Source organism: Desulfonatronum parangueonense, assembly GCF_054656975.1.
Map to the genome: position 1 here is coordinate 2,503,144 of NZ_BAAHXH010000003.1, position 21,848 is coordinate 2,524,991.

The window sequence follows — 21,848 nt, forward strand, 5'->3', positions numbered from 1 at the left end:
CCTGCTGACAGACTCCATTGGAAAAAATGAGCGAATTCGCTCTCTTGCATGGCTCGTCCGGATTACAAAATACTCGGTCGGATGAAAATCAACAACTCCTGACTTCTTGATCGATCGGCGCGACTTTTGAAGAGCCATCCCAAACCGGGAAGATCCGCGAATCCCGGAACGCGGTTTTCCAGCCGATCTTCACTGCTCTTGAGCACTCCTCCAAGGACAAGTGTCTGGCCGTTATCCACCATCAACCGCGTGCGCGTCGTCTTGGTATCAATGTCGTTCCCCACGGGATTGTCGTCTCTGATTTCCAGGTCCAGAATTAACTTGTTGTCCGGAGTGATCTGCGGCAGGACGGAGAGCATCAGCACCGCGTCCACATAATCGGTCCGGGTGCCGCGTTCATCCGGCACCTGGATGGCCAGGCGCGTACCCTGCTCGATTTGAGCACGTTGATTGTTCAATGTGACGACCCGAGGCGAAGATATGGTCTGGGCGGTATTCTTCAGCTCCGCCAACTGCAATTGGACATCCAGGGTGAACATGTCCGGACCCATGAGCTTGGAAATGAAGCCGCCGATTCCGAACGTGGGAGTTCCGGCGGCCATAGGGGTATTGACCAGGTATCCGGTCTGGGCCACGCCCGCACCGGGCACATCCAATCCTCCCAAGGTACCGTACACTCCACGATAATATTCCGTGGTGACGCCCTCGATTCCGCCGCCCCATTGGACCCCAAGACCTCGTTGAAAGTCATCGGTGGCATAGACCACTCGGGCTTCGATCAACACCTGGCGCTCGGGCCTGTCCAGACGATTGACCATACCCTGAATCTGCCTGATCTGGGAAGGTGTGTCCGTCACGATCAGGGTGTTGGTCCGCGGATCAAAGTTCAGTCGTCCTCGTTCGCTGAGGAACGGGCGGGTGCGGACGTCCATCTCGGCGGCCGTGGCGTAATTGATCTGAATGTAGGATGTTTGCAGCGGCTCCAGGCGCTGGATGGTTTCCTCGGCCTGCAAGGCTGCTTCCCGGGCGCGGCGCAGCTGTTCCCGCTCGGCTTCCAGCTGCTGTATCGGACTGATGCGCAGGATATTGCCGCGAACCACCATGCCCAGATTTCTCTGGACAAGCACCAGATCCAGGACCTGGTCCCAGGGCACGTTGTCCAGCTTCATGGAGATCCGCCCGCCGACTCCGGAGTCCAGGATCAGGTTGTATCCGGCCACCTCCCCGATCAGCCGCAGGACATGCTCCACCTCCGCGTTTTGCAGATCAATGGATATGGGCTCTCCGACATACTCTTCCCGCATGCCGGGAAAGAGGGTTTCCTCCCGCGCTGGAGTCGCACCAGCAGCCATGTCTGGTTGCAGCGCCCCCCGCTGTTGACCAGGAGGTGTCGGCACGGCGGGCGCAGGACCTCTTGCGGGAGGTTCAGGCTGCGTCTCATCGACAAATCGCAGGACCACCCTTTCAGGCAATGTATCCGATTCAATGGCAACAGGGCTGGTGGCAGTCAGCAGCAATTCAAGACCTTCCACGGTGTTGCGGAGCAGGGCGCTTTTTACCGGATGGGCGAATCCATGCAGTTGATGCAGCTTGGTCAATGCGGGAGGGCTGACGAGATCCGGAAGAACAATCCTGATCTGCCCGGGTCGGGCCGGTGCCAGTCGCCAGGCCGGCTCACGTGAAGTTTCAAGGACGACTCCGATTATCGCGTCATCATCCTGAAAGAAATTCACTCGTCGCAGCTGATTGCGCGACGGATCGACGGCCGATGCCACTTTTTGCGGCATTGAATCGGAATCAGGCAAGAAATCCCGGCCAACGAAAGAAAATTCAGGAGTCAAAGCTGTTCCGGCTCCCTCAGGCACAATCATCTCGTTGTGGGCAGAGGAAGTAGGTGCAGGTTGCGTTTTTGCGGTACAGCCCGTCAAAGTCGCGACCAGAAACAGTATTGCTGCCATCGCCAGGAAAAGAAATGCCGAGGCGCGATTATCGGCAAGAAGCGGAGCCCTGTCGAAACTACGAATCATGACCATCTCCCCGGCTTGGATTCAACCTGAGTATGACTTCCCTGGACTGCTCCCGCCCGGCGATATCCCGACCTTGTTCCACGATGACAACCTCACCCTCCGTTATCTGTTGAACAGCGCCGCCATATCGTCCCACCGACATTCCTTGCCGAAGAACATATCCCTTGCCGTCGGGCATTTCGACCATGGCCAGTCCCCGCTCCGGGAACAGTTCATCCCAGAGGATGCCCACAACCCGCAACTGGGTCGCCTCCACGCGTTCCAAGGGAGTTAGGGCTCGCTGCGGGATCTGCGGGCGAAAGGTTTCCTCGGGGGGAGTGGGGCGAACAAAGGGTCGAAATGGGTCCGGCTTGCCATCCGGCCTGTACCAGTACCCGTCCGGGGTCCGCAACCAGGGCGGCAACTCCAAGGCTGTGCCCATCAAGCCGGCTTCCGTTTCGCTGGTGAAATCATCCGCATCACCCAACGGCTGGGCATGTACCTGCGAAACAGCCATGAATATGGCAAGCAGCGCAATGATCAGTGGAAAATTTTCGTGAAGAATCGAAGAAAAAGTGGATTTAATAAAAAAGTTTGTCATTACTCATCGTGATTCAGGATTTGGTCCGAAGTGTCCTGATTAAGGAGCGGGAGCATTAACGCAATAAACCTGGGTTAACGTCGTCGTCGACCTTGCTGTTGTTGGGCTGCGCGTTCCTCGGCGGCCTTGATCTCCTGCTCGGTTAATGCGCGGTAGACTTGAATGCTGCTCTCCGCATTCAGAACCACTGGCCCGGCGCCGGCTGCGGCCACCGGCTGCAGTCGCAGGCGATCCAGACTGACCAGCCGGTCCAGGCGCGACATGCGATCAAAAAAAGTGATCAGGTTATGAAATTCACCCCGCATCCGCAGTTGAACCTCCCGGGATGCATAGAAATCATGCGCCACCTCGTTTCCCGGCTGAAACAGCAGGAACTCAACTCCCACGTCCATCCCCAGACGCTCGATGGCCGCCAGGAGCCGCTCGCGTTCCTGGGCGTCTTCGGGCAGCAGCATTTTGGCCAGCAGCAACTCGTACTCGCGGGCAGCCATTTCCTCCTCCAGTTCCGGCAACCGTGCGGCCAGTCGCCGATTGGCCGTTATGGAGGCTTCCAGCGTCTCGATCTCCTGTTCCAGCTGCGTTATCCGTTCCAGCTTGGGCATGAAGGAGAAAAAGGCATAACCGCCGAGAGTAACGACCACCAGGACGATCAGGATCAACAGCTTGTGGAGCCTGCTCAGGGTTTCCAGGCGTTGCGTCAAAGCCTGGCTATCCATACGCGGCCTCCCGTTGAAAATACTCGTCAGGCGGCGGTCCAAAGGTGACCCGAAAGTGAAACTCCACCAAGGTCAGCCCCTGCACTTCTCGGCGCAGAGTCCGCTCGGTAACGACACTCCGCACGAAGTCGGAGGTGCGTAAAATCTCGACGTACGCCGCAAAGGACTGGTTATCCATGGCCACGCCCTTGAGCTGGAGCACGCCGTTGCGGTCCAGCTGGAAGGTCTCAAACCAAATCCGGTCCTCGGGAAGCAGTGAGATCAAGGCGTCGATATATCGAACCGGAAGCGTTTGAATTCTCCGGATGCCGGTGATGATTTCTATTTTGGAGGCAACAGCCTTGATCTCACTCTCCATCCGCCGAACCTGAGCGACTTCAGCTGTCAGCGCCCTGTTCTCGGCCTGTTTTGCTTCGTGCACTCTCTCGAGATCGGACAGCTTGGCATCGACCCAAAGATGGGACAAGAGGATAGCGCCGCTCACCAGGACCAGGGCGAAGACCAGGGCTCCCAGATCAAGGCGCAGGGTGGATATCCTGGGTCGCTTTTCCGGGGGCAACAAGTTGATGCGGATCATTGCACGGCCTCCCGTAGCGCCAGCCCGGTGGCCACGGCGTATTGAGGCCCCACGGCCCGCAAATAGGCTGGATCAAATCGGGAGACATCCGGTTCGAGTTTGCGCCAGGGATCAAGATACTGCACATCCATTTCCAGATCCCTGGCCAGCTTGTCCCGCAATCCGGAAAGCAGGCTTCCGCCGCCCGCCAGAAACAAAATTGCGGCAGGTTTGGAACCGGGTGACGATCCAAGATAGAACCCAATCAACCGGCGAACCTCGGATGCCCAGGACGCGACGACCTCGTCCAGTTCGTCTTCCATGGCAGCCGTTTCTGTTGCCGGCAGCTCGCCGGGGCCATTGATTTTCAGCTTTTCACATTCCGTCTTGGTGCGGTTCAGCAACTTAGCCAGCCGGTCCGTCAACTGCTGTCCACCAACGCTCAACTCACGATGAAAAACCAACTGGTTTTTCCAAACGACGCAGAACACGCTTAAATGACCGCCGATATCAAGAAGATATTGGGGCTCATCGGCATATTCAGGGTAATTGAATTCAAAGCAATTGCTCAACGCAAAGGCGTCCACATCCATCACTCGGACTTCCAGTCCGGCCTTGGTCAGGATGAGAAGGCGCTCTTCCACCTCACGCTTCTTGCTGGCCACCAGGAGAATGTCCGTTGTCCCTTCCTTTGAGCCCGGGCCGAGATTTTGATGGTCCAGATAGACGTCCTGAAGATCGAAGGGAATGTATTGCTTGGCTTCCTTGGCCAAAAAGAGTTCCATGTTGGTCGCGGCCTCGGTGGAAATGCTCACTTTCTTGACGATCACCGCATGCCCGGTCATCGCAGAAACCACGCTTTTCTCCCGGATCTCCAGATTGCGCCAAAGATCAGCCAGTCTGTCCGCGGCCTTTTCTCCCTTGTCCATGTCGCCGACAGCCAGCGGCAGGCGGCCGATCCGGCTCAATTGCGGTTTTTTGCGGCGCAGACCCAAAGCAACAACCTTGATCCAGCCGCTGCCGAGGTCCACGCCGGGAGGAGGACCTTTTTTTCGAAACTCAATGGTAATTGCCAAGAAATGTTACTCCAAAACTTGTCTTGCGTGCGAATGCCTCGCGGGATCACTTGCTCGGGAAATGGACGGCACAGAAAGGTCGCAAGGTCAAAACGGGACAATTGGCGGCCTTGACGACTTTCTCCGCGACGGAACCGAAGAGGATTCGGTCAATGCCCTTGCGGCCGTGGGTGCCCATGACGATCATGTCCACGTTTTCCTCGTCCGCGCATTTGACGATTTCCTCCGCGGCATAGCCACTGACCACACGGCCGGTCACGTTTACATCCGGAAGGTGCTGGGAAATGAACGCCTCCATGCTCTGCTCGGCGCCGGTGACTATTTCGCCGACAAAGGTCTCGATGGAGTTTGGAGGAACATGGAAGCTGACGTATTGGTTCAATGACGGGGCCGAGTACAACAAAATCACTTCAGCGCCAAAGGCCTTGGACAGGGAATGCGCATACTCCGCCACCATGGGACTGACTTCAGAAAAATCAATGGCGCAAAGAATTTTTTTCATCTCTACCATCACCATTACCTCCTGCGTTAGATGCGGACCTGGAATACGTATGGCAGCATACTCGTTTCAAATGATCTGTTTCTGGTGGGCAGTTTCCGCAGGAGCCTCTGGGGATTCATCAGTTAAAGTAAATGGAAGGCCAAGTCCCGCTGAGTCGCCGCCCGGAATGAGAAAACAAATCTTGCTGAAGATAGCTTTAATTTGACTCCATACTGAATTACCTCAAGCGGATAATGCGTGGATTTGCCAACAATGTCTATGTTTTTCGTTGTGGATGTCTTGCCGGCATAGACGATTCACGCGCCACTGATCGCCGTAACCAGATACGCCCGAATACCGTTTGGTTTGGTTTGATTTCATTTTTTGAACTCAAACATATTGAAAAAGCTTCAAAACTAACGCACATTGCAGCGAAAAGAAGTGATGCCCCAATCGTCCTCGACCTTGCACCCCGTTTGGGGCATCGATATTGACGTTCTGTCATCATGCAAAATTGTTTCTCTTCCCATTGCCGAAAAACGCTCGCACTTTCAAGTATCCGGCCAAAAAATGCTGCAAGGGAAGCGAGGCGGGACAATGCGGACCGCAAGCGGGGAACTGCAAGCGTAACCGAAATTTTTCTTGATTCATGGTAACTACTCAGCTTATCCGCGAATATTCGGACTGGATACCGGCCTTCGCCGGTATGACTGACACAAAACGACATGATACGCGATGTCATTCCGGCGAAAGCCGGAATCCAGTGCTGGAGAATGGCCCATACACCGTGTTTGCTGAATGGTTACAATTCATGCAGAAAGCCGCCATATTGGTCGTTTTCAAAAAAAATGGAAACCGGTCATGTGTATCGTCGATTACGAAAAGCTTATCCTCTCCGAGAACAATGCTCGGCGGTATTTGTTGAAGTTCTGCTGGAAAAACCACCAGCGCTTCTGCCCCCGCTGCAGACAACGCCGGAATTATCCTTTAACTGACGGCCGACGCCGTTGCGCCCAATGCGCGTATACTTACCATGACTTTACCGGCCGCTGGATCAACAATTGCGACTTGAAATGCCGGGAGTGGCTACGGCTGATCAAACTGTTCGAGCTCGACCTGACTGTCCTGGCCATGACCAAAGAAATGGGTCTGGCCTACAATACCGTCTACAAGGCCATAACAACGATCCGGTGCGCCATTGCGGCCAATGCCATCGACGCTCGGGATTTTTTCGGCGCTGAACGCAGCATCGAACTCAAAACCTCGGGAAGAGTTCTGTCCGTCAAGCCCTGCAGCAATCTCACGACTCCGGTTTTCGGTGTCATTGAACACTCCGGCATGGCTTTTGTCGACCTTGTATCGGGTTTGCATCCGGAAACCGTGTTTCATTTTCACCAGAACTTCGGCCTGCGTTTAGGCCACTGGGGAAAAACATACTTCAGCGCACCGTACCAACGCTATCATGCCTTGCTGTTCTGTTCACACCAACCTCCTCCAAGGTTCATGGAGTTCGGCCTGACGCCGGAGCATGGCGAAGCAGGCAAGACACCTGAGTTTTTGGGTTACCTCCTGGACAACATTCGCCGCTATCGAGGGCTGTCGCCGGAAAAATTCCCCCTGTACGTCAAGGAACTGGAGGCCCGTTACAACAACCGGGACCAGGACATCTTCGAAATGACCGCGAGCCTGCTTTGCCGATTTGTGCCAAAATTTGCGTAATCGGATATTTGTTGACCTGCAACTCATTTCAATCCATTAATTGGCTACATGATCGAAACCATATACAGCCTGGATTGAAACGCTATGTTCCTGAACCAGTCTCTTGCATCAACCCTGCCATTTTTTGGGCTCGGCTTTCAGCTTAAACCGCTGTTGGTGCGGACAATGGTTCGGCTTCGCAATGCTTTCTTGCGGGCCTGTCGAAGTGTTCTGCTCCATTGTCGGTTGGCCGGCAAACGGAATACGATCTTATGCCAGGCATATGGATACGATCTTTTGGTTTTTCAGGCTCGGGAAATACGTGGTCAGTGAGTTCTTCCGTCAACCGTACCAGGTAAGGAGGCTGTATGCAGATTACCCGCAGAAACTTTTTAAAATTCTCAGCCGTGGCCGGCTCGGCGCTGGCCTTCGGTGGTTTGGGATTTGATCTCAAACCCACCGTGGCCAGGGCGCAGTTGCTGAAACTGCAGGATGCCAAGGAAACAACCTCGATCTGTTGTTACTGTTCCCTGGGTTGTGGGCTGATCGTGCACACGGCCCAAAGCGGTCCCAACCAGGGCCGGGCCGTGAACATTGAAGGCGACCCGGACCATCCCATCAACGAAGGCTCCCTGTGCGCCAAGGGCGCGTCTCTGTGGCAACTGGTCGAGAACGAAGACCGGTTCACCAAGGTCCTCTACCGCGCCCCCAACTCCGACAAGTTTGAGGAAAGAACCTGGGACTGGGCCCTGGACCAGATCGCCCGCAAGGTCAAGGACACCCGAGACGCCACGTTTGTGGAAAAAAACGACCAAGGCCAGATCGTCAATCGGACCACCGGCATCTGTCACACAGGTTCCGCGGCCCTGGACACCGAAGAAAACTGGTTGATCTCTTCATTGATGCGCACCCTGGGGCTGACCTACATCGAGCACCAGGCCCGGATCTGACACAGCGCCACTGTAGCGGCTCTGGGAGAGTCGTTCGGACGCGGCATTATGACCAATCACTACATCGACCTGATGAACAGTGATTGCATCCTGATGATGGGCGCCAACCCGGCGGAAAACCATCCCATCTCCTTCAAATGGGTCATGAAAGCCAAGGAAAAAGGGGCCACCCTGATCAGCGTTGACCCACGCTTCACCAGGACCTCCGCCAGGTCGGACTTTTTCATGGACATGCGCTCGGGCACGGACATCCCGATCCTGGGCGGCATGATCAAGTACATCCTGGACAATGATCTTTATTTCAAGGACTACGTCGTCAATTACACCAACGCCAGCTTTCTGGTGAACCAGGACTTTGGGTTTGATGACGGTTTGTTCACCGGATTCAATCCGGAGACAGCGAGCTACGACAAGACCACGTGGTCCTTCCAGATGGACGACCAGGGCATCGCCAAAAAGGATCCCACTCTGCAGGATCCCAACTGCGTGTTCCAGTTGATGAAGAAACACTTCGAGCGCTACACCATCGACCTGGTCAGTGAAACAGCAGGGTCACCCAAGGACAAGCTCGAGGAATTCTACAAGCTCTACACGGCCACTGGCGCTCCGGACAAGTCCGGGACAATCATGTACGCCATGGGCTGGACCCAGCACACCACTGGCGTGCAGATCATCCGGGCCATGGCCATGATCCAGCTCCTGCTGGGCAACGTGGGCAATGCCGGCGGCGGGGTGAACGCCCTGCGAGGCGAGTCCAATGTGCAGGGTTCCACGGACCAGGCCCTGCTGTTCCACATCATCCCGGCCTACATGCCCGCACCCAGGGCCAACCTGGACAGCCTGGAGGCCTACAACGCCACCACGCCCAAAAGCGCCGACCCCAAGAGCGCCAACTGGTGGCAGAACCGGCCCAAGTACATCGCCAGCCTGCTCAAGGCCATGTACCCGGACCAGGAACCCGCCGCGAGCTACAACTACCTGCCCAAGCTGGATCCGGGCCAGAACTGCTCATGGCTGGTACTCTTCGACCACATGCACCAGGGCCAATTCCAGGGCTACTTCGCCTGGGGCCAGAACCCGGCCGCGAGCGGCGCGGACTCCCAGAAAACCAGGGATGCCTTGGCCACGCTGGACTGGCTGGTGGTGGCAAATGTCTTCGACAACGAAACCGCCTCCTTCTGGAGAGGACCGGGCATGAATCCCGCCGAGGTCAAGACCGAGGTCTTCATCCTGCCGCCCGCCGTGTTCTGTGAAAAAGAAGGCTCCGTGACCAACTCCGGCCGCTGGGTCCAGTGGCGCTACGCCGGGCCCGAGCCCATGGGAGACTGCGTCCGCGACGGCGCCATAGCCCTGGAACTGTTGCGCCGGGTTCGCGCCCTGTACGCCAAGGAAGGCGGCAAATTCCCGGATCCGATCATCAACCTGAACACCAAGGACGTCGCTGATCCGGACAAGAATTTCCCGCACAACTTCGATCCGCAACGGGTGGCCAAGATGATGAACGGCTACTTTGTCAAGGACGTGACCATCGGCGACACCACCTACAAGGCCGGCACCCAGGTGCCCGGCTTTGCCATGCTCCAGGACGACGGCTCCACGGCCTGCGGCAACTGGGTCTACTCCGGAGCCTGGACCGAGGCCGGCAACAACATGGCCCGCAGAGACAAGACCCAGACCGAGATGCAGGCCAATATCGGCCTGTTCCCGAACTGGTCATGGGCCTGGCCCATGAACCGCAGGGTCGCCTACAACCGGGCCTCCTGCGATCCGCAAGGCAAACCGTACGCTCCACATAAGGCGGTTATTGAGTGGGACGGCTCCAAATGGGTCGGCGACGTTCCGGACGGTGGCTGGGCGCCCGGCGAACGGCATCCCTTCATCATGACCGCGGAAGGCTATGGTCGACTCTTCGGACCTGGACTGGCCGACGGTCCGTTCCCGGAACACTTCGAAGCAATGGAATGCCCCTTTGAGGAGCATCCCTTCTCCAGTCGGCTGCACAACCCGACCGCCCTCGAATTCACCGGGGAGGCCGTCAAGCGTGCCGTCTGCGATCCGCGCTACCCATTTGTCGGCACGACCTACCGGGTCACCGAACACTGGCAGAGCGGGGTTTTGACCCGCTGGACGCCGTGGCTGGTTGAACAAATGCCCCAGAACTTCGTGGAAATTGACCCCGAACTGGGCAGGCTGCGCGGCATTGAAAGCGGCGACAAGGTCATCGTCGAAAACATGCGCGGCCAGATTGAGGCCGTGGCCATTGTCACTCCCCGGCTGCAACCGATGAAGGTCATGGGCCAGACCATCCACATGGTTGGCACCACCTGGCACTACGGCTGGGTCCATCCTATAGACGGCGGAGATTCATCAAACCTGCTGACACCAGCCGTTGGCGACCCAAACACCTTCATCCCTGAGACCAAAACATTCATGGTCAACATCAGAAAGGCCTAAGGAGGAGTGCACGATGCAAGGAAAGACATTCTTTATCGATACGACCTTGTGCACTGCGTGCCGGGGCTGCCAAGTTGCCTGCAAGCAGTGGAAGAGGTTGCCGGCAGAAGAAACCCGGAACTGGGGTTCCTTTCAGAACCCCAAGGATCTGACCTTCAACACCTACAAGCTGGTCCGCTTTACCGAAGTCATGGAAGGGGACAAATTCAGGCAGTGGTATTTCTTCCCGGATCAGTGCCGCCATTGCATCTATCCGCCATGCAAGATGGTCGGGGACATGTATGACGAGAAGGCCATCCTGCAGGATCCGGAAACCGGCGCCGTGCTGTTCACGGAACATACCCGTAATCTGGATTTCGAGGAAATCAGGATGTCCTGTCCCTACGACATTCCGCGCCTGGACCAGGAATCATTGATCCAGAGCAAGTGCGACATGTGCTTCGACAGGGTCCAGAACGGCAGGCTGCCGGCCTGCGTCCTGAGCTGTCCCACAGGGACCATGAACTTCGGCGATCGGGACGCGATGATGGAAATGGCGAACAAGCGCCTGGAAGTCGTCCGCAAGTACAGGCCAGAGGCGGTCCTCGGCGATGCGCAGGATCTGCGGGTGGTTTTCCTGTTCGAGGAAGCCCCGCGCGCATACCACAGGTATGCCGTGGCCTCAGCGGACGTTCCGGTCTTCAGCCGCCAAGCCGCCTTGGCCAAAGTCGCTGCACCGGCAAAACGGATATTCGGATAATCATGTAATCATCGCGGGATCGCTTCGCGGTCCCGCAACGACTAACGTTCAACAAAAAGGCCGGAACCCTGAGGGTTCCGGCCTTTTTGTTTCCGCAGCAAGCAACATTATATGTAACTATTCAGCAGTTGAAGCAGGGATGGCCCGGGTTGCTTTGATTTTACGGTCTCGCCTGTTTGACTGAGTCAGGATTCGTTCACTGAACCATTGCCGGACTCCTGGAGCACGAGTGTTGTTTATTCATGCAATGGTTCGGTGTTACGAAGCCGGCGAAGAAGTTGGCGAGGCCGCAAAATCAAAGCAACCCGGACCTCAGCTGAGTAGTTACCATTATATTTTCTACTTCAAGCCGAAGGTTGTCCGTAGCGCAGCACCGCACTTACCCGGTCCGTTTTTCCTGAGCAAACGACCAACATTTCGGCAGGATCAAATCGGTCTGTCAGGGGACCCTTTCGAAAGTAATCGGACCAACCCCGGGAAGAGATATCCGCAGCTTAGACTTGTCCACAACCGTTCCGATCACGACTCCGCCCGTCTGGGTATGCAGCCAAATCTCCCCATTTCGTTGTTGCCAGCGAAAAGCGACCATGTCCATGTCAGTCTCCCAGGTTCCTTGCCCGGAGGGTTGCAGGTCCAGGAAGACAAACAACGGGGCATCCGATGCGCTTTCATATTTTCCCTCCAGCAAGGAAGGTTCCGCGCAGGCCCCACAGAGTATCGCGACAAGTGCCATAGCGGCAAACCAAGAACACGACCTGTGCATGTTACACCTCGCATGAGCGACGAGAGAACAGCTTTACGCCGTTCTCAGCAACAATTTATGCCATTCTCTCGAGTCTTGACGTGAAGTGGTTTTCCAGGTGCAGGATTTTGTCAAAATGATAAATATGGACCGCCATGGCGACCCAGATCAGATCCCGAATCACGGTCCACCAGGAAATGGGGTCCTCCACGCTGGTAAAGCAACCGCAAGATATGGGTGAACCGCGCAGAAGGTTGATTGTCACCGCAACGGTGAACATGACCAGCATGCCCCCGATAATCGTCACCGCCGATTTTGCTCGAAATCCGACGACCAGCAACACGCCGCAGACGAGTTCCAACCAGGGCATGAACACGGCAAGAAAGTTGACCGACCAGTAAGGCGCCAGTTGGTAACTGGCGATGTTCTCCGCGAACTCGGCGGGATAGTTGATTTTATACATGCTGGCATAGATGAACAGTCCCCCGATGTACACTCGAAGAGCCAAGGCTACATATTCATGGGTCAGAACCCGGATCAGAACGTTCTTGCTCATGGTCCCACCGGAAGCCCTTGTCGTTGCCATTGCCGCAGGCCGCCGTCCATGACTCGCACATTGACCATGCCCCGCTCCATAAGTTTTGCGGCCACCATTTCATCGTAACGCCTGCTGATATTTCGACCGTAAACTACGATATCCGTCTGCGGATCAAGGTGAGCAAAGCGCATGGAGTAGACAAAGTCGAACAGATTGGACGGCAGGCTTTCCGCTCCGGCTACATGACTCTGGTTGTAGAACTCGACAGGCCGGGCGTCCAGAAACAAGGCAGCCCGGGATTCATGCTTCAGCCGAGCCCAGGAAACATCAATGAGATTCGGCGGCGGCAGCCCCCATGTTTCAGGGCGAATGGGTATCCCTCCAGGGCTGGTTATATTGAAAATCAGCCCCAACAACAGGCTGATCACGAACAGCGCCACGCAGTCCACCAGGGTGACCCGCTTTATGCGCAGGGTTTCCGTCATGAGCAGGGAATTGATCCGATTGGCCGCGGCTTCCAGCAAACTGATCGTCTGTCGACTTTGTTGAAGTTCTTCGAGGGTCTGCCGTAGCTCCGCGTTTTTTTGCAGGAGGTCGCTGTTCAACTTTTGGATGGTTTCAAAGGCCAATGCATTCCCCAGGCTGACAAGAAACCCCTGCAGCAGAGTTGGAAACAGTTCCTGGTCCGACAACCCGTCTTTTTGCTGAGACAGGCAATTTCCGACTCCAATCAGGCCATAGCAATTGGAATCAATCAAATACGCGGCAGCGAGTTGCGAGGTGTCGTCCAGGCCCAGAGACAATAGTAAATCACGGTCCAGCACCTGGTAATGCTTTTCCCCTTGGCTCGGAACAAACGGGGGATGCAGCAAGGCTCTGAAAATCTGATTCAGTCGCTGGGCGTCGAAATCCGGGACTGCCTCGGTGGGATACCCTCGATGCATCGAAGAAATACTTTGGTCTTCCCGGTTCCATAAGACGATGAATCCCTGTTGGGCACTGAAAGCGCCCATGACCGAAAGCAGGAATGAGGAAAGCAGGCTGTCCTTGTCCAGGTTGCCGCTCAGTTCCCGGGTGGTGTCGCAGACTGTTCTGAAGTGAAAATAGCGCTGATCCAGGCGCGCTTGCGTCTCCTGGGAAATCAGTAACGCCTGGTGCAGGTTTTCGTTCCTGATCTGCAACTCCTCGTTCAACCGGCGGATGGTCTCGCTGACAGCGGCGACTTTCACGGCGTCCATGAACGCTGATGTCAGCTGCAACAGGAACTCCTCGTCCTGATGATCATAGGGTTCCCCGCTGACCTTCGGTCCGTACCCCAGCACCCCAAAACAATGTTTGTCCACGTACCACTCGACCAGAATGCGCAACGAGTCGGGCAGCCCTTCATTCTTGGCCGGTTCATTCATCGCCACGACCCGGACCTGATGCGGCAGTACTTCCTCCCCGGCGGAAACCTTTCCGGCCAAGGCCGTCAGCAGATCATCAAGCGCATCCTGGCAATCCGTTAAGAAACCGCGCAGTATAACTTTCTTGTGTGACGATTGCTCACCCCTGGCGGCGAGTAGAGCCTGGGCCGTGCCCAAAGAGCCCATGCTCAGCAAAATGAAAGCCTCCATGACATCAGACGGATCGGTCAATTGACTCAACTCGAGAACCGTCTCGAACAGGACATTGAGCTGAAAGGCGCGACGCTCTTCATTCACGGGCGCTGATACGTTCATCTCATGCGAATGGTCCATGGCTCACCTTGGGAGGGGGGGTGCCTCGCGTTGATCTCGCTGGTATGGTCAGTTGGGAGCTATGGGAGTTTCTGGAGCTCGTGGAACAGGTTGTCGGGATTGATGCGGCCAAGATGCGCATAGAGGACAGTTCCCTCGCCATCGACAAGAAGGGTAAACGGTGTGTCCGGCTCGCCAAGGAGTTTGTGCAGGCTGTAGTCGCCGTCCTGGAGAATCGGAAAAGGAAGCCGCCATGTTCTGAGCAAATGCTCCACCTCCATGGGCGTGGCTCCGGCGGCCAAAGCCACCATGACCAGCTTCCCGGAGAGATCCGCATCCCGTTGAATCCGATGGAAAAGGCGGACCATGTCCGGGGCCTGCGTATGACAAACCGGACAATAAACGCCGACGACCTCCACCAGTATGTATGGTTTCTCCAATTCCTGGAGCGACATGCTGTCCTGGTCCGGCTCAAGGCCCAGATAGGCTTTGTGTTCGTCGGGCCCCGGAGCGGGAAGGCTGTACGCCATGGCATCTTCAAGCCGATCGCCCACTTGGGGCGTATTTTTGGCCGCGGCGGAATTTACCGTCAGGCAGAGCAACAGGCACCCCATGGCGATGGATGAAAAAATTTTTGTGAGAAACATCTGTACCCTCCAAGTCAAGGTCGGTAAAACCTGTTACATGTGCACTCCGCGGAAGAGCTGTCTACATCTTTTTCAACTGCTTGCGCGCTTCCGACTCGTCAATCATGATCCGGGCCAACTTGGTGACTCCGACCATCTCGAACACCTTTCGGAAATTTTCGGCCAAGCCGGTCATGATCACCGCTTGCCCCCGGTTCTTGCATTCGGTCAGCAGCTGAATGAGCACGGCGATACCCGCACCGTTGATGGACGCGTTTTCGCTGAACCGAAACAGGATCTTGCGCAGGTTGCCCTCGCTTATCTGCCCGTAGGTTTCCAAAAGCAACGGTTCGGAGGCGGCGTTCACATTGCCGCGGATATCGATGCATGCCAACTCTCCATCCTGATCCCATGAGATGTCTTTTTCCTCGTTTTCAGCCATGGCCAGGCGTTCTTCGGCCCGGCGCAAGGCTTGGTCCAGAGCGGACTTTTGAATGGGCTTGTTGATGAAGTCCGTGGCATTCATGTTCAAGGCACGAATTGCCAGATCCAGGTCGCCGTGGCCGGTAATGATGATCACCTCGGCTAACGGGTTCAATTCCTTGATTCGCTTCAGGACCTCGAGGCCGTCCATCCCCGGCATTTTGATATCGGTGATGACGATGGCGGGTTCTTCCTTCTGAAAGACTTCCAGCCCTTCCTCGCCATTCTCGGCAGTGAATACCGTAAAGCCATACGCGTTCAGGAAAAGTCGAAACATGGACAGGGTCGGCTTTTCATCATCTATCACCAGAATTTTTCGCATTTGCGAGCCTCCATTATTGATCCGCAACGGGAAACTTCAAAGTGAATGTGGTCCCACTGCCTTCTTCGCTTTTGATGTCAATGGTTCCGTCGTAATCCTTGATGATCCCGTAAGAGATCGACAGCCCCAGTCCCATGCCCATGCCCGTCTGCTTTGTCGTGAAGAACGGGTCGAATATCTTCTTCGCGATCTTGTCGCTCATGCCGCAGCCCGAATCAGTCACGCTGAGACAAATCCGATCATGTTCCTGAAAAGAACGGATCGTGATCTCCCGGAGTCCGTCTTCTTCAAGAGAGACGTACTTGTCCATGATGGCGTCACGGGCATTGGTCACCAGGTTGAAGAGAACCTGCTCCAGCCTGTTCACGTGGGCCAGTATTGGCGGCAGGCTTTCGTTCAGGTCCAGTGTAACGACAATGTTTTGCAGGCTCAATTGGTGCATCATGATCGACAGTACGCCCCGAACGGGCTTGTTGATGTCGATGGGTTCCTTGGAAAAGTCGGACTTGCGACCAAATTCACGAAGATGGTTGATAATTTCCGTGGCCCTGTCCACCTGGGCGCTCATCTCGTTGCTGATCTGGCGCAGACTCTCATCTGAAAGCGGAGTCTGCTCGTTCACGGCCATGTCCAGGAACTCGCTGCCCATCTTGATCATGTTCAGCGGCTGGTTCAATTCATGAGCAATGCCGGCCGACAACTGACCCAGGCTGGTCATTTTACTGGCCTGAATGAGCTGGGCGTCTTTTTCCAGCATTTCCGTGATGTCCGATGTGGAGACAATGATTGCATTCCGATCCAGATATCTTGTCTTGCAGGCAACCACATTTACGTAGAACGGCACCTCGCCTTTTTTGAAATGCATGGCCTTGGGATAGATAAAACTCTCGGCAGCTGGATTCTCGTTGAAAAAAATGGAGAATTTGGACTTGAATTCAGGGGCCAACTCCAAAAAGGAGGTCTTCAGCATCTCCTCTTTCGTGTAATCGTATGTGGCCAATGCGCTGGGATTCGCGTCCAGGATCCTGAATGTCCTGATGCTGAGCACAAAAATCGGCGTCGGACCGCTACGGAACAAGGATCGATACTTCTCTTCGGATTCACGGACCCGGTTGCGGTAGAGTTTGATGCTGCGGACCATGTGCTTGAAGGAGTCCGCCAACTGCTGCACCTCATCGCCGGACTTCTTTTTCTTGACCAGGCAGTCCGTGCAGTAGGCCGGTTTCTCGGGAGCATAATCAAGGCTGACCCTGCCCAATGTCTTGTCCACATACCAACAGGGCAGGTCCGTATTGTGGTAGGCCGGGCAATGCTCCTCCTTGTCCATCTCGCTGGTTCCCAGGGGCTTCATATCCAGGTTGCCCTGGGTGATGTCGTCGGCGAGTTTGGTAAGTTGGGTCAGAGATTTTGTCACATACTTGGAAAACTTGTGGCTGATCAAAAAAATAATGATGAAAATGGCAAAAATAAAGCCGAGAAAGGTAATCCGCAGCTTGCCGATCAGTTGATCGATATGACGCTGCTTCAACCCGACATGAACGGTACCAATAGCGTAGATGCCCTCCCAAACCGGAACGGCGATATCGTAGACTGAGGCGTCATCAATGGTCAGCCGGGCAATGCTGTAGTTGCGGTCCAAGGGAATGGGATTGGCAAAGCGCAGTTCTTCCGGGAATGGACGGATCAATGTGTTCGCCAGGACATTTTGCTCATCGTCCACGATGAAGATATACTCCACCAGCATTCTGCGTTCCCCAAGCTGTGCCGCGTCGAAGATCAGGCTGACCAGGTTGGCGTGGTCTCGTGTCAAAACGTATCCTCTGCCTTGATCAGCGATGCTTTGCGCGATGGCGATGCCGCGCGCGGTAAGTTCATTGACCAGACTGGAAATCAGAATCCATCTGGCCAGCAGGGCAATGGCCGCGCTGATGACCAGGACCATGGCCAGGGTCGAGAAGAATATCTTGTTTTTCAAACTGATTTCTTTGAAGGAAATCATAAGACTCCATCATGCGGGAAAATCAAGGCTGTCCCGGATTAAATACCATTTTCAACAGGTTCGTCGTCCTGTTCTCGCACGTCTTCCTCTGGATCAGCCGCTTGGGGGCGCAACTTTTTCCAGTCCGTGAGAATCACCAGTCGACCGTTTCGAATGATCGTGAAATAGACTCGCTCCAGACCCTGATGGTTGGTTGGGCTGAACGACAAGGTATTGGCGATGCCCAATGAAAAATTCTGGATGGACTGAATGGCGTCAATAAATTTGGCTCGGCTTAGGTTCCTGCCGGCCCGACGCAGACCCTCCACGAGCACTTTGGCGTTGATGTATCCTTCCAGGGCGACCAGATTCGGCTGGTCCTCGGGAAACGCCCGCTTGTGCCGCTCAAGGTATTCCACGACTCCCCACAGCAACGCTTGGGATTCCAAGGAGTCCGGCGGCGGAACGACCTGGGTGATGATCACGCCTTCGCCTTCCTTGCCGAGTATGCGAGCCAGTTCCTCGGAGCCCACAAACGAGACGTTATGGAAAATCGGGGAAAATCCTCTGGCGTGTGCCTGCTTGATGAACTTTGCGCATGCATCATAGGTACCGACCATGATGACGGCTTCGGCCTGCGACTCCGCAATGGCGTCCAATCCTTCCTTGATGTCCTGGGTACCCCTGGTATAGCTGCCCCTGGCCACCGGCGCCAGGTCGTAGTTGCGCAGGGCCAGTTCCGTTCCTCGCAGGCCGTCGAAACCATACGCGTCGTATTGATAGAAGACCGCGATCTTCGTGAGTTCGAGATCCTCAACGAAATGCCGCACCACTTCCCGTGTTTCCTGATAGTACGAGGCCCGGATGTTGATGATATTCCTGTTAAAAGGCTCCCGAAAAGCATTTGCCCCGCTGAAGATGCCCAGCAATGGAATCTGGGCCTGTTCGATGAGGGGGAGGATCTTGACAGTGGTTGGCGTGCCGACATAGCTGAACAGGGAAAAGACCTGATCCTCGACGATTAATTTTTGCGTGTTCGCAAGGCAACGCGGTGGGTCGTACCCATCGTCGTAGGCGATAATCCGAATCTTCCGCCCGTGCACCCCTCCCGTCTCATTGACATGATTGATGTACGAAAGTGCTCCGCGCAACGTTTGCGTCCCCAGAAAACTCGCATGCCCGCTCAAGGCCAGGGAAGAGCCGATCAAAATCTCCGAATCGCTCACCCCCGGCACGTCATAAGGCGCCGGCTCATCGTTCACCCCCTGATTACACCCCAGAACAAGCAAGCCTACGATTGACCAGAGAAAAAATGTTTTTGATATCCGCACGGCACGCTCCGTTTATCAATTTTAGCATTCTTATATAGGAAATTTTTTTCTACCTTATTTTGCTCCCCCCTGACAATCATAATCGCTTGCCAAAGAAATGCTTCACCATCCGATTGATTCATTTTGTAAATATTTTAAATATTGACATCATCCAGCCTAAAATTTAAATTTTCATTTTCAAAAAATATGCGAACTGTAACAGCCGCGTTCATTTTTTGATCACTTTTCTCCTGACCAATCCCTCTGTTCAATCAACTGTCGAGATTCAAGCAAAAGGTCAAACCATGAAATTTTATCTCCAACTTAAATGTTTAATCCTTGTTGTTTCACTGTTTCTGCTTTCTTGTGGTGGCGGAAGCACGGTGACAGCTGTTTCTTTGACAGCGGCGGATAACAATGTCCCGGTGGGGGGAAGAACAGAGGTTACGGCAAGAGCTGATGACAGTGTTGCGGGTAACACGTTGGGGGAAAAGGTAACTTTTTCAATTCGACATAATGAAAGTGGTTCTTATCTGGATGTCGTAACCGATCGTCTCGATGCAAATGGCTCAGCCAAAGCCATCTTTCATGCCGGCCCCAGACAAGGGGTCGATATTGTAGAAGCTTCCTTTGCCAGTGGTGCGCGCACCACGACCACTATCAGAATCGGTGACGGAGTTGTTATTGGGGATATTCAACTTCAGGCCTTCAGCCTGGGGGCTACAGATGAAGCGTCCTCCGGGTGGCGGATCCGAGCAACCGTCACGGACACCAGGGGATTTCCAGCGCCCGGGATCACCGTGAATTTTAGCACCAACAACGGCACGCTAAGCCCAAATACAGTCACAACTGATAATGCGGGAATTGCTGAGGCTTTGCTCGTCAATCTCGCCGCGGGCCAAGGAGCCAGAGTCTGGGCCAGCGCCGGCGGCATTTCAGTATCCACAATCGTGGGGCCTAGATCCTGATTTTCCTCCAAGCTCTTTTTTTAAAGGCCTCAAAATATCAAGCCAAGTTTCTAGTACAGGTCGGCGGAAGTCCACCTACTTCCCCTCCTGCTGATGAATGCCTTGGACTCATTTTCCTTTTGCTACCAGGAGGAGAGTGGGCGGATTGGCGCCGTTCTGTGCCAGTAAAGCATCTCATCCAACATTTTACTCATGGCTATGAGCGAATATTTCGGAATCAAAGGCTTTATGTCACCTGACACCTGTAAACCTTTAGTATTACGGACTACTAGCCATGCAGCCCGGTAATCAAAGGTCTACCTCTTTCTTGCCCCCCGGCAATTCGACACTACTTTCAATGCGTAATGTGTCGAACCGGCAACAACTTTTTTTGTCGCAAATTAGGAGGTAATTTCATGATTTTGCTTCGCAACGCTTTTTTCGCCGCTCTGTTTTTTTTCTTATTTACCCTTTCAGCTCAGGCTCGGCTGCCCGAATTCACCGACCTGGCCGAAATGGCAGCCCCGGCTGTCGTCAATATAAGCACAGTGCGGGTTGTTACCGGTGGCGAGGATCTGCGAAGGTTTTTCTCGCCCTTCCAGCGCCGGGGAACCCCATTTGATGACTTCTTCGAGCAGTTTGAGCGTTTCTTCGGCGATCAGGCTCCCACTCGCAGGACCCAATCTCTCGGGTCCGGTTTCATCATTTCCCCTGACGGATTCATCGTAACCAACAACCATGTCATTAGGGATGCCACGGAAATTACCGTAAATCTTCTGGACAATGACAGGTCGTACACAGCGGAAGTCGTCGGGCGGGACGCCGAAACGGATCTGGCCTTGCTTAAAATTGAAACCGAAAGGGAGTTGCCAACTTTGCAGTTCGGTGATTCCGATCAGGCCAGAGTAGGGCAGTGGGTGGTTGCGATCGGCAATCCCTTCGGGCTTTCCCACACGGTGACGGCCGGCATCATCAGCGCCAAGGGACGAATTATCGGCACAGGACCTTACGATGATTTCATTCAGACGGATGCCTCTATCAACCCCGGAAACAGCGGTGGTCCTCTGCTTGACATGGAAGGCCGAGTCATCGGCATCAACACGGCCATTGTCGCCACGGGTCAGGGCATTGGTTTTGCCATTCCCAGCAACATCGGCAATGAAATCATTAGCCACCTTCAGGACCACAAAACCGTCCAGCGCGGCTGGCTGGGCGTGACCATTCAGGATCTGGACGAAAATACGGCCAAGGCGCTTGGTTTGCCCACTACCAACGGCGCATTGGTTGCCGAGGCCATTCCCGGTGAACCTGCCGATCGGGCTGGATTGCGTTCCGGCGACGTTATTGTTTCCGTCAATGGGCAGGATGTCGTGGACTCCAGTTCGCTGTTGCGCGTTGTTGCCCAGCAAGAACCGGGTAAGGAAGTTCGGGTCGTCGCGATTCGGGGCGGCAAGGAACAGAATTTCAATGTAACCTTGGGAACCAGAGATACAGAGCGTCTGGCTCAGCGGGACCGTCCGGCGCCACAAACTGAAGATCAGGCAACAGCATTGGGTATAACTTTGCGTCCCATCTCCGAACGGGAAGCTCAGGCCATGGGCATGTCACGCCCTCAGGGTTTGCTGGTCTCCGAGGTTGAGGCCAACAGCCAGGCCGCCCGCAGTGATGTCCGTGCCGGTGACATAATTATCGAGGCGAACCAAAAGCCAGTGAACAGCGTGGACGCCTTTGAGTCGATATTGGAGGAAGCGACCGAGAGAGGGGTCATCATGCTCCTGATCCGACGTCATACCCAAACAATTTTTCGAACAATTCCCTTCGAATAAGTATCATCACATGTCAAACAGGGCGGAGAGTACTGCTCCGCCCTGTTTGATCTTTATTCCCAACCCAAACATGATAGTCGC

Annotated in this window: 18 protein-coding genes; 6 read left to right on the forward strand and 12 right to left on the reverse strand. The window is 55.0% G+C overall.

The features are described 5' to 3' along the window. Positions 1–62: 62 nt before the first annotated feature. The 6 genes from ACYQ15_RS11485 to ACYQ15_RS11510 all read right to left on the reverse strand — a co-directional run bounded on the left by ACYQ15_RS11485 (position 63) and on the right by ACYQ15_RS11510 (position 5,466). Entirely contained in the window at positions 63–1,787 is a 1,725-nt protein-coding gene (locus ACYQ15_RS11485; RefSeq protein ID WP_459937650.1) for a type IV pilus secretin PilQ, read from the reverse strand. Positions 1,788–2,016: 229 nt separating this feature from the next. After that, entirely contained in the window at positions 2,017–2,607 is a 591-nt protein-coding gene (locus ACYQ15_RS11490) for a pilus assembly protein PilP (protein ID WP_459937651.1), read from the reverse strand. 74 nt (positions 2,608–2,681) lie between these two features. Continuing rightward, entirely contained in the window at positions 2,682–3,323 is a 642-nt protein-coding gene (locus ACYQ15_RS11495; RefSeq protein ID WP_459937652.1) for a type IV pilus inner membrane component PilO, read from the reverse strand. Next, on the reverse strand, positions 3,316–3,900 hold the full coding sequence (locus tag ACYQ15_RS11500) for a PilN domain-containing protein (RefSeq protein WP_459937653.1): 585 nt from the start codon (positions 3,898–3,900) through the stop codon (positions 3,316–3,318). Before ACYQ15_RS11500 ends, ACYQ15_RS11495 begins: the two co-directional genes overlap by 8 nt. Continuing rightward, entirely contained in the window at positions 3,897–4,955 is a 1,059-nt protein-coding gene (gene pilM, locus ACYQ15_RS11505; RefSeq protein WP_459937654.1) for a type IV pilus assembly protein PilM, read from the reverse strand. Before pilM ends, ACYQ15_RS11500 begins: the two co-directional genes overlap by 4 nt. A 46-nt stretch (positions 4,956–5,001) precedes the next feature. Continuing rightward, positions 5,002–5,466 carry a universal stress protein gene (locus ACYQ15_RS11510; protein WP_459937655.1) on the reverse strand — a complete coding sequence of 155 codons (465 nt, stop codon included), beginning with the start codon at positions 5,464–5,466 and terminating at the stop codon, positions 5,002–5,004. A 224-nt stretch (positions 5,467–5,690) separates the two neighbouring features. Here ACYQ15_RS11510 and ACYQ15_RS11515 point away from each other — a divergent pair, with 224 nt between their 5' ends. The 4 genes from ACYQ15_RS11515 (at position 5,691) to ACYQ15_RS11530 (ending at position 11,277) form a co-directional block, all read left to right on the forward strand. After that, positions 5,691–5,930, forward strand: coding sequence for a hypothetical protein (locus tag ACYQ15_RS11515; RefSeq protein ID WP_459937656.1), 240 nt, complete (start codon positions 5,691–5,693; stop codon positions 5,928–5,930). Between the two features lie 367 nt (positions 5,931–6,297). Beyond that, positions 6,298–7,155: a transposase gene (locus ACYQ15_RS11520; protein ID WP_459937657.1), complete on the forward strand. Its 858-nt coding sequence runs from the start codon at positions 6,298–6,300 to the stop codon at positions 7,153–7,155. A 347-nt stretch (positions 7,156–7,502) separates the two neighbouring features. Continuing rightward, positions 7,503–10,538 (forward strand): formate dehydrogenase-N subunit alpha, encoded by a 3,036-nt coding sequence (fdnG, locus tag ACYQ15_RS11525; protein ID WP_459937658.1) that lies wholly within the window; start codon positions 7,503–7,505, stop codon positions 10,536–10,538. Between the two features lie 13 nt (positions 10,539–10,551). Beyond that, positions 10,552–11,277 (forward strand): 4Fe-4S dicluster domain-containing protein, encoded by a 726-nt coding sequence (locus ACYQ15_RS11530; protein WP_459937659.1) that lies wholly within the window; start codon positions 10,552–10,554, stop codon positions 11,275–11,277. An 818-nt stretch (positions 11,278–12,095) separates the two neighbouring features. Here ACYQ15_RS11530 and ACYQ15_RS11535 read toward each other — a convergent pair. From ACYQ15_RS11535 to ACYQ15_RS11560, 6 genes are all read right to left on the reverse strand, one after another. Next, positions 12,096–12,575, reverse strand: coding sequence for a MauE/DoxX family redox-associated membrane protein (locus tag ACYQ15_RS11535; protein WP_459937660.1), 480 nt, complete (start codon positions 12,573–12,575; stop codon positions 12,096–12,098). Further along, on the reverse strand, positions 12,572–14,296 hold the full coding sequence (locus ACYQ15_RS11540; protein WP_459937661.1) for a rhodanese-like domain-containing protein: 1,725 nt from the start codon (positions 14,294–14,296) through the stop codon (positions 12,572–12,574). Before ACYQ15_RS11540 ends, ACYQ15_RS11535 begins: the two co-directional genes overlap by 4 nt. Before the next feature lie 59 nt (positions 14,297–14,355). Continuing rightward, the gene (locus ACYQ15_RS11545; protein WP_459937662.1) at positions 14,356–14,922 is read right to left on the reverse strand and encodes a TlpA family protein disulfide reductase; all 567 of its coding nucleotides are present in this window, start codon (positions 14,920–14,922) and stop codon (positions 14,356–14,358) included. A gap of 61 nt (positions 14,923–14,983) precedes the next feature. Next, positions 14,984–15,706: an STAS domain-containing protein gene (locus tag ACYQ15_RS11550; protein WP_459937663.1), complete on the reverse strand. Its 723-nt coding sequence runs from the start codon at positions 15,704–15,706 to the stop codon at positions 14,984–14,986. Between the two features lie 13 nt (positions 15,707–15,719). Then, entirely contained in the window at positions 15,720–17,705 is a 1,986-nt protein-coding gene (locus tag ACYQ15_RS11555; RefSeq protein WP_459937664.1) for an ATP-binding protein, read from the reverse strand. Between the two features lie 38 nt (positions 17,706–17,743). After that, positions 17,744–19,015, reverse strand: coding sequence for an ABC transporter substrate-binding protein (locus ACYQ15_RS11560; RefSeq protein WP_459937665.1), 1,272 nt, complete (start codon positions 19,013–19,015; stop codon positions 17,744–17,746). Positions 19,016–19,230: 215 nt separating this feature from the next. On the opposite strand from ACYQ15_RS11560, the gene ACYQ15_RS11565 reads away from it, so the two are divergent. Both ACYQ15_RS11565 and ACYQ15_RS11570 read left to right on the forward strand, forming a co-directional pair. Continuing rightward, entirely contained in the window at positions 19,231–19,962 is a 732-nt protein-coding gene (locus tag ACYQ15_RS11565) for an Ig-like domain-containing protein (RefSeq protein WP_459937666.1), read from the forward strand. A 395-nt stretch (positions 19,963–20,357) separates the two neighbouring features. Then, entirely contained in the window at positions 20,358–21,767 is a 1,410-nt protein-coding gene (locus ACYQ15_RS11570; RefSeq protein WP_459937667.1) for a DegQ family serine endoprotease, read from the forward strand. Positions 21,768–21,848: the final 81 nt, after the last annotated feature.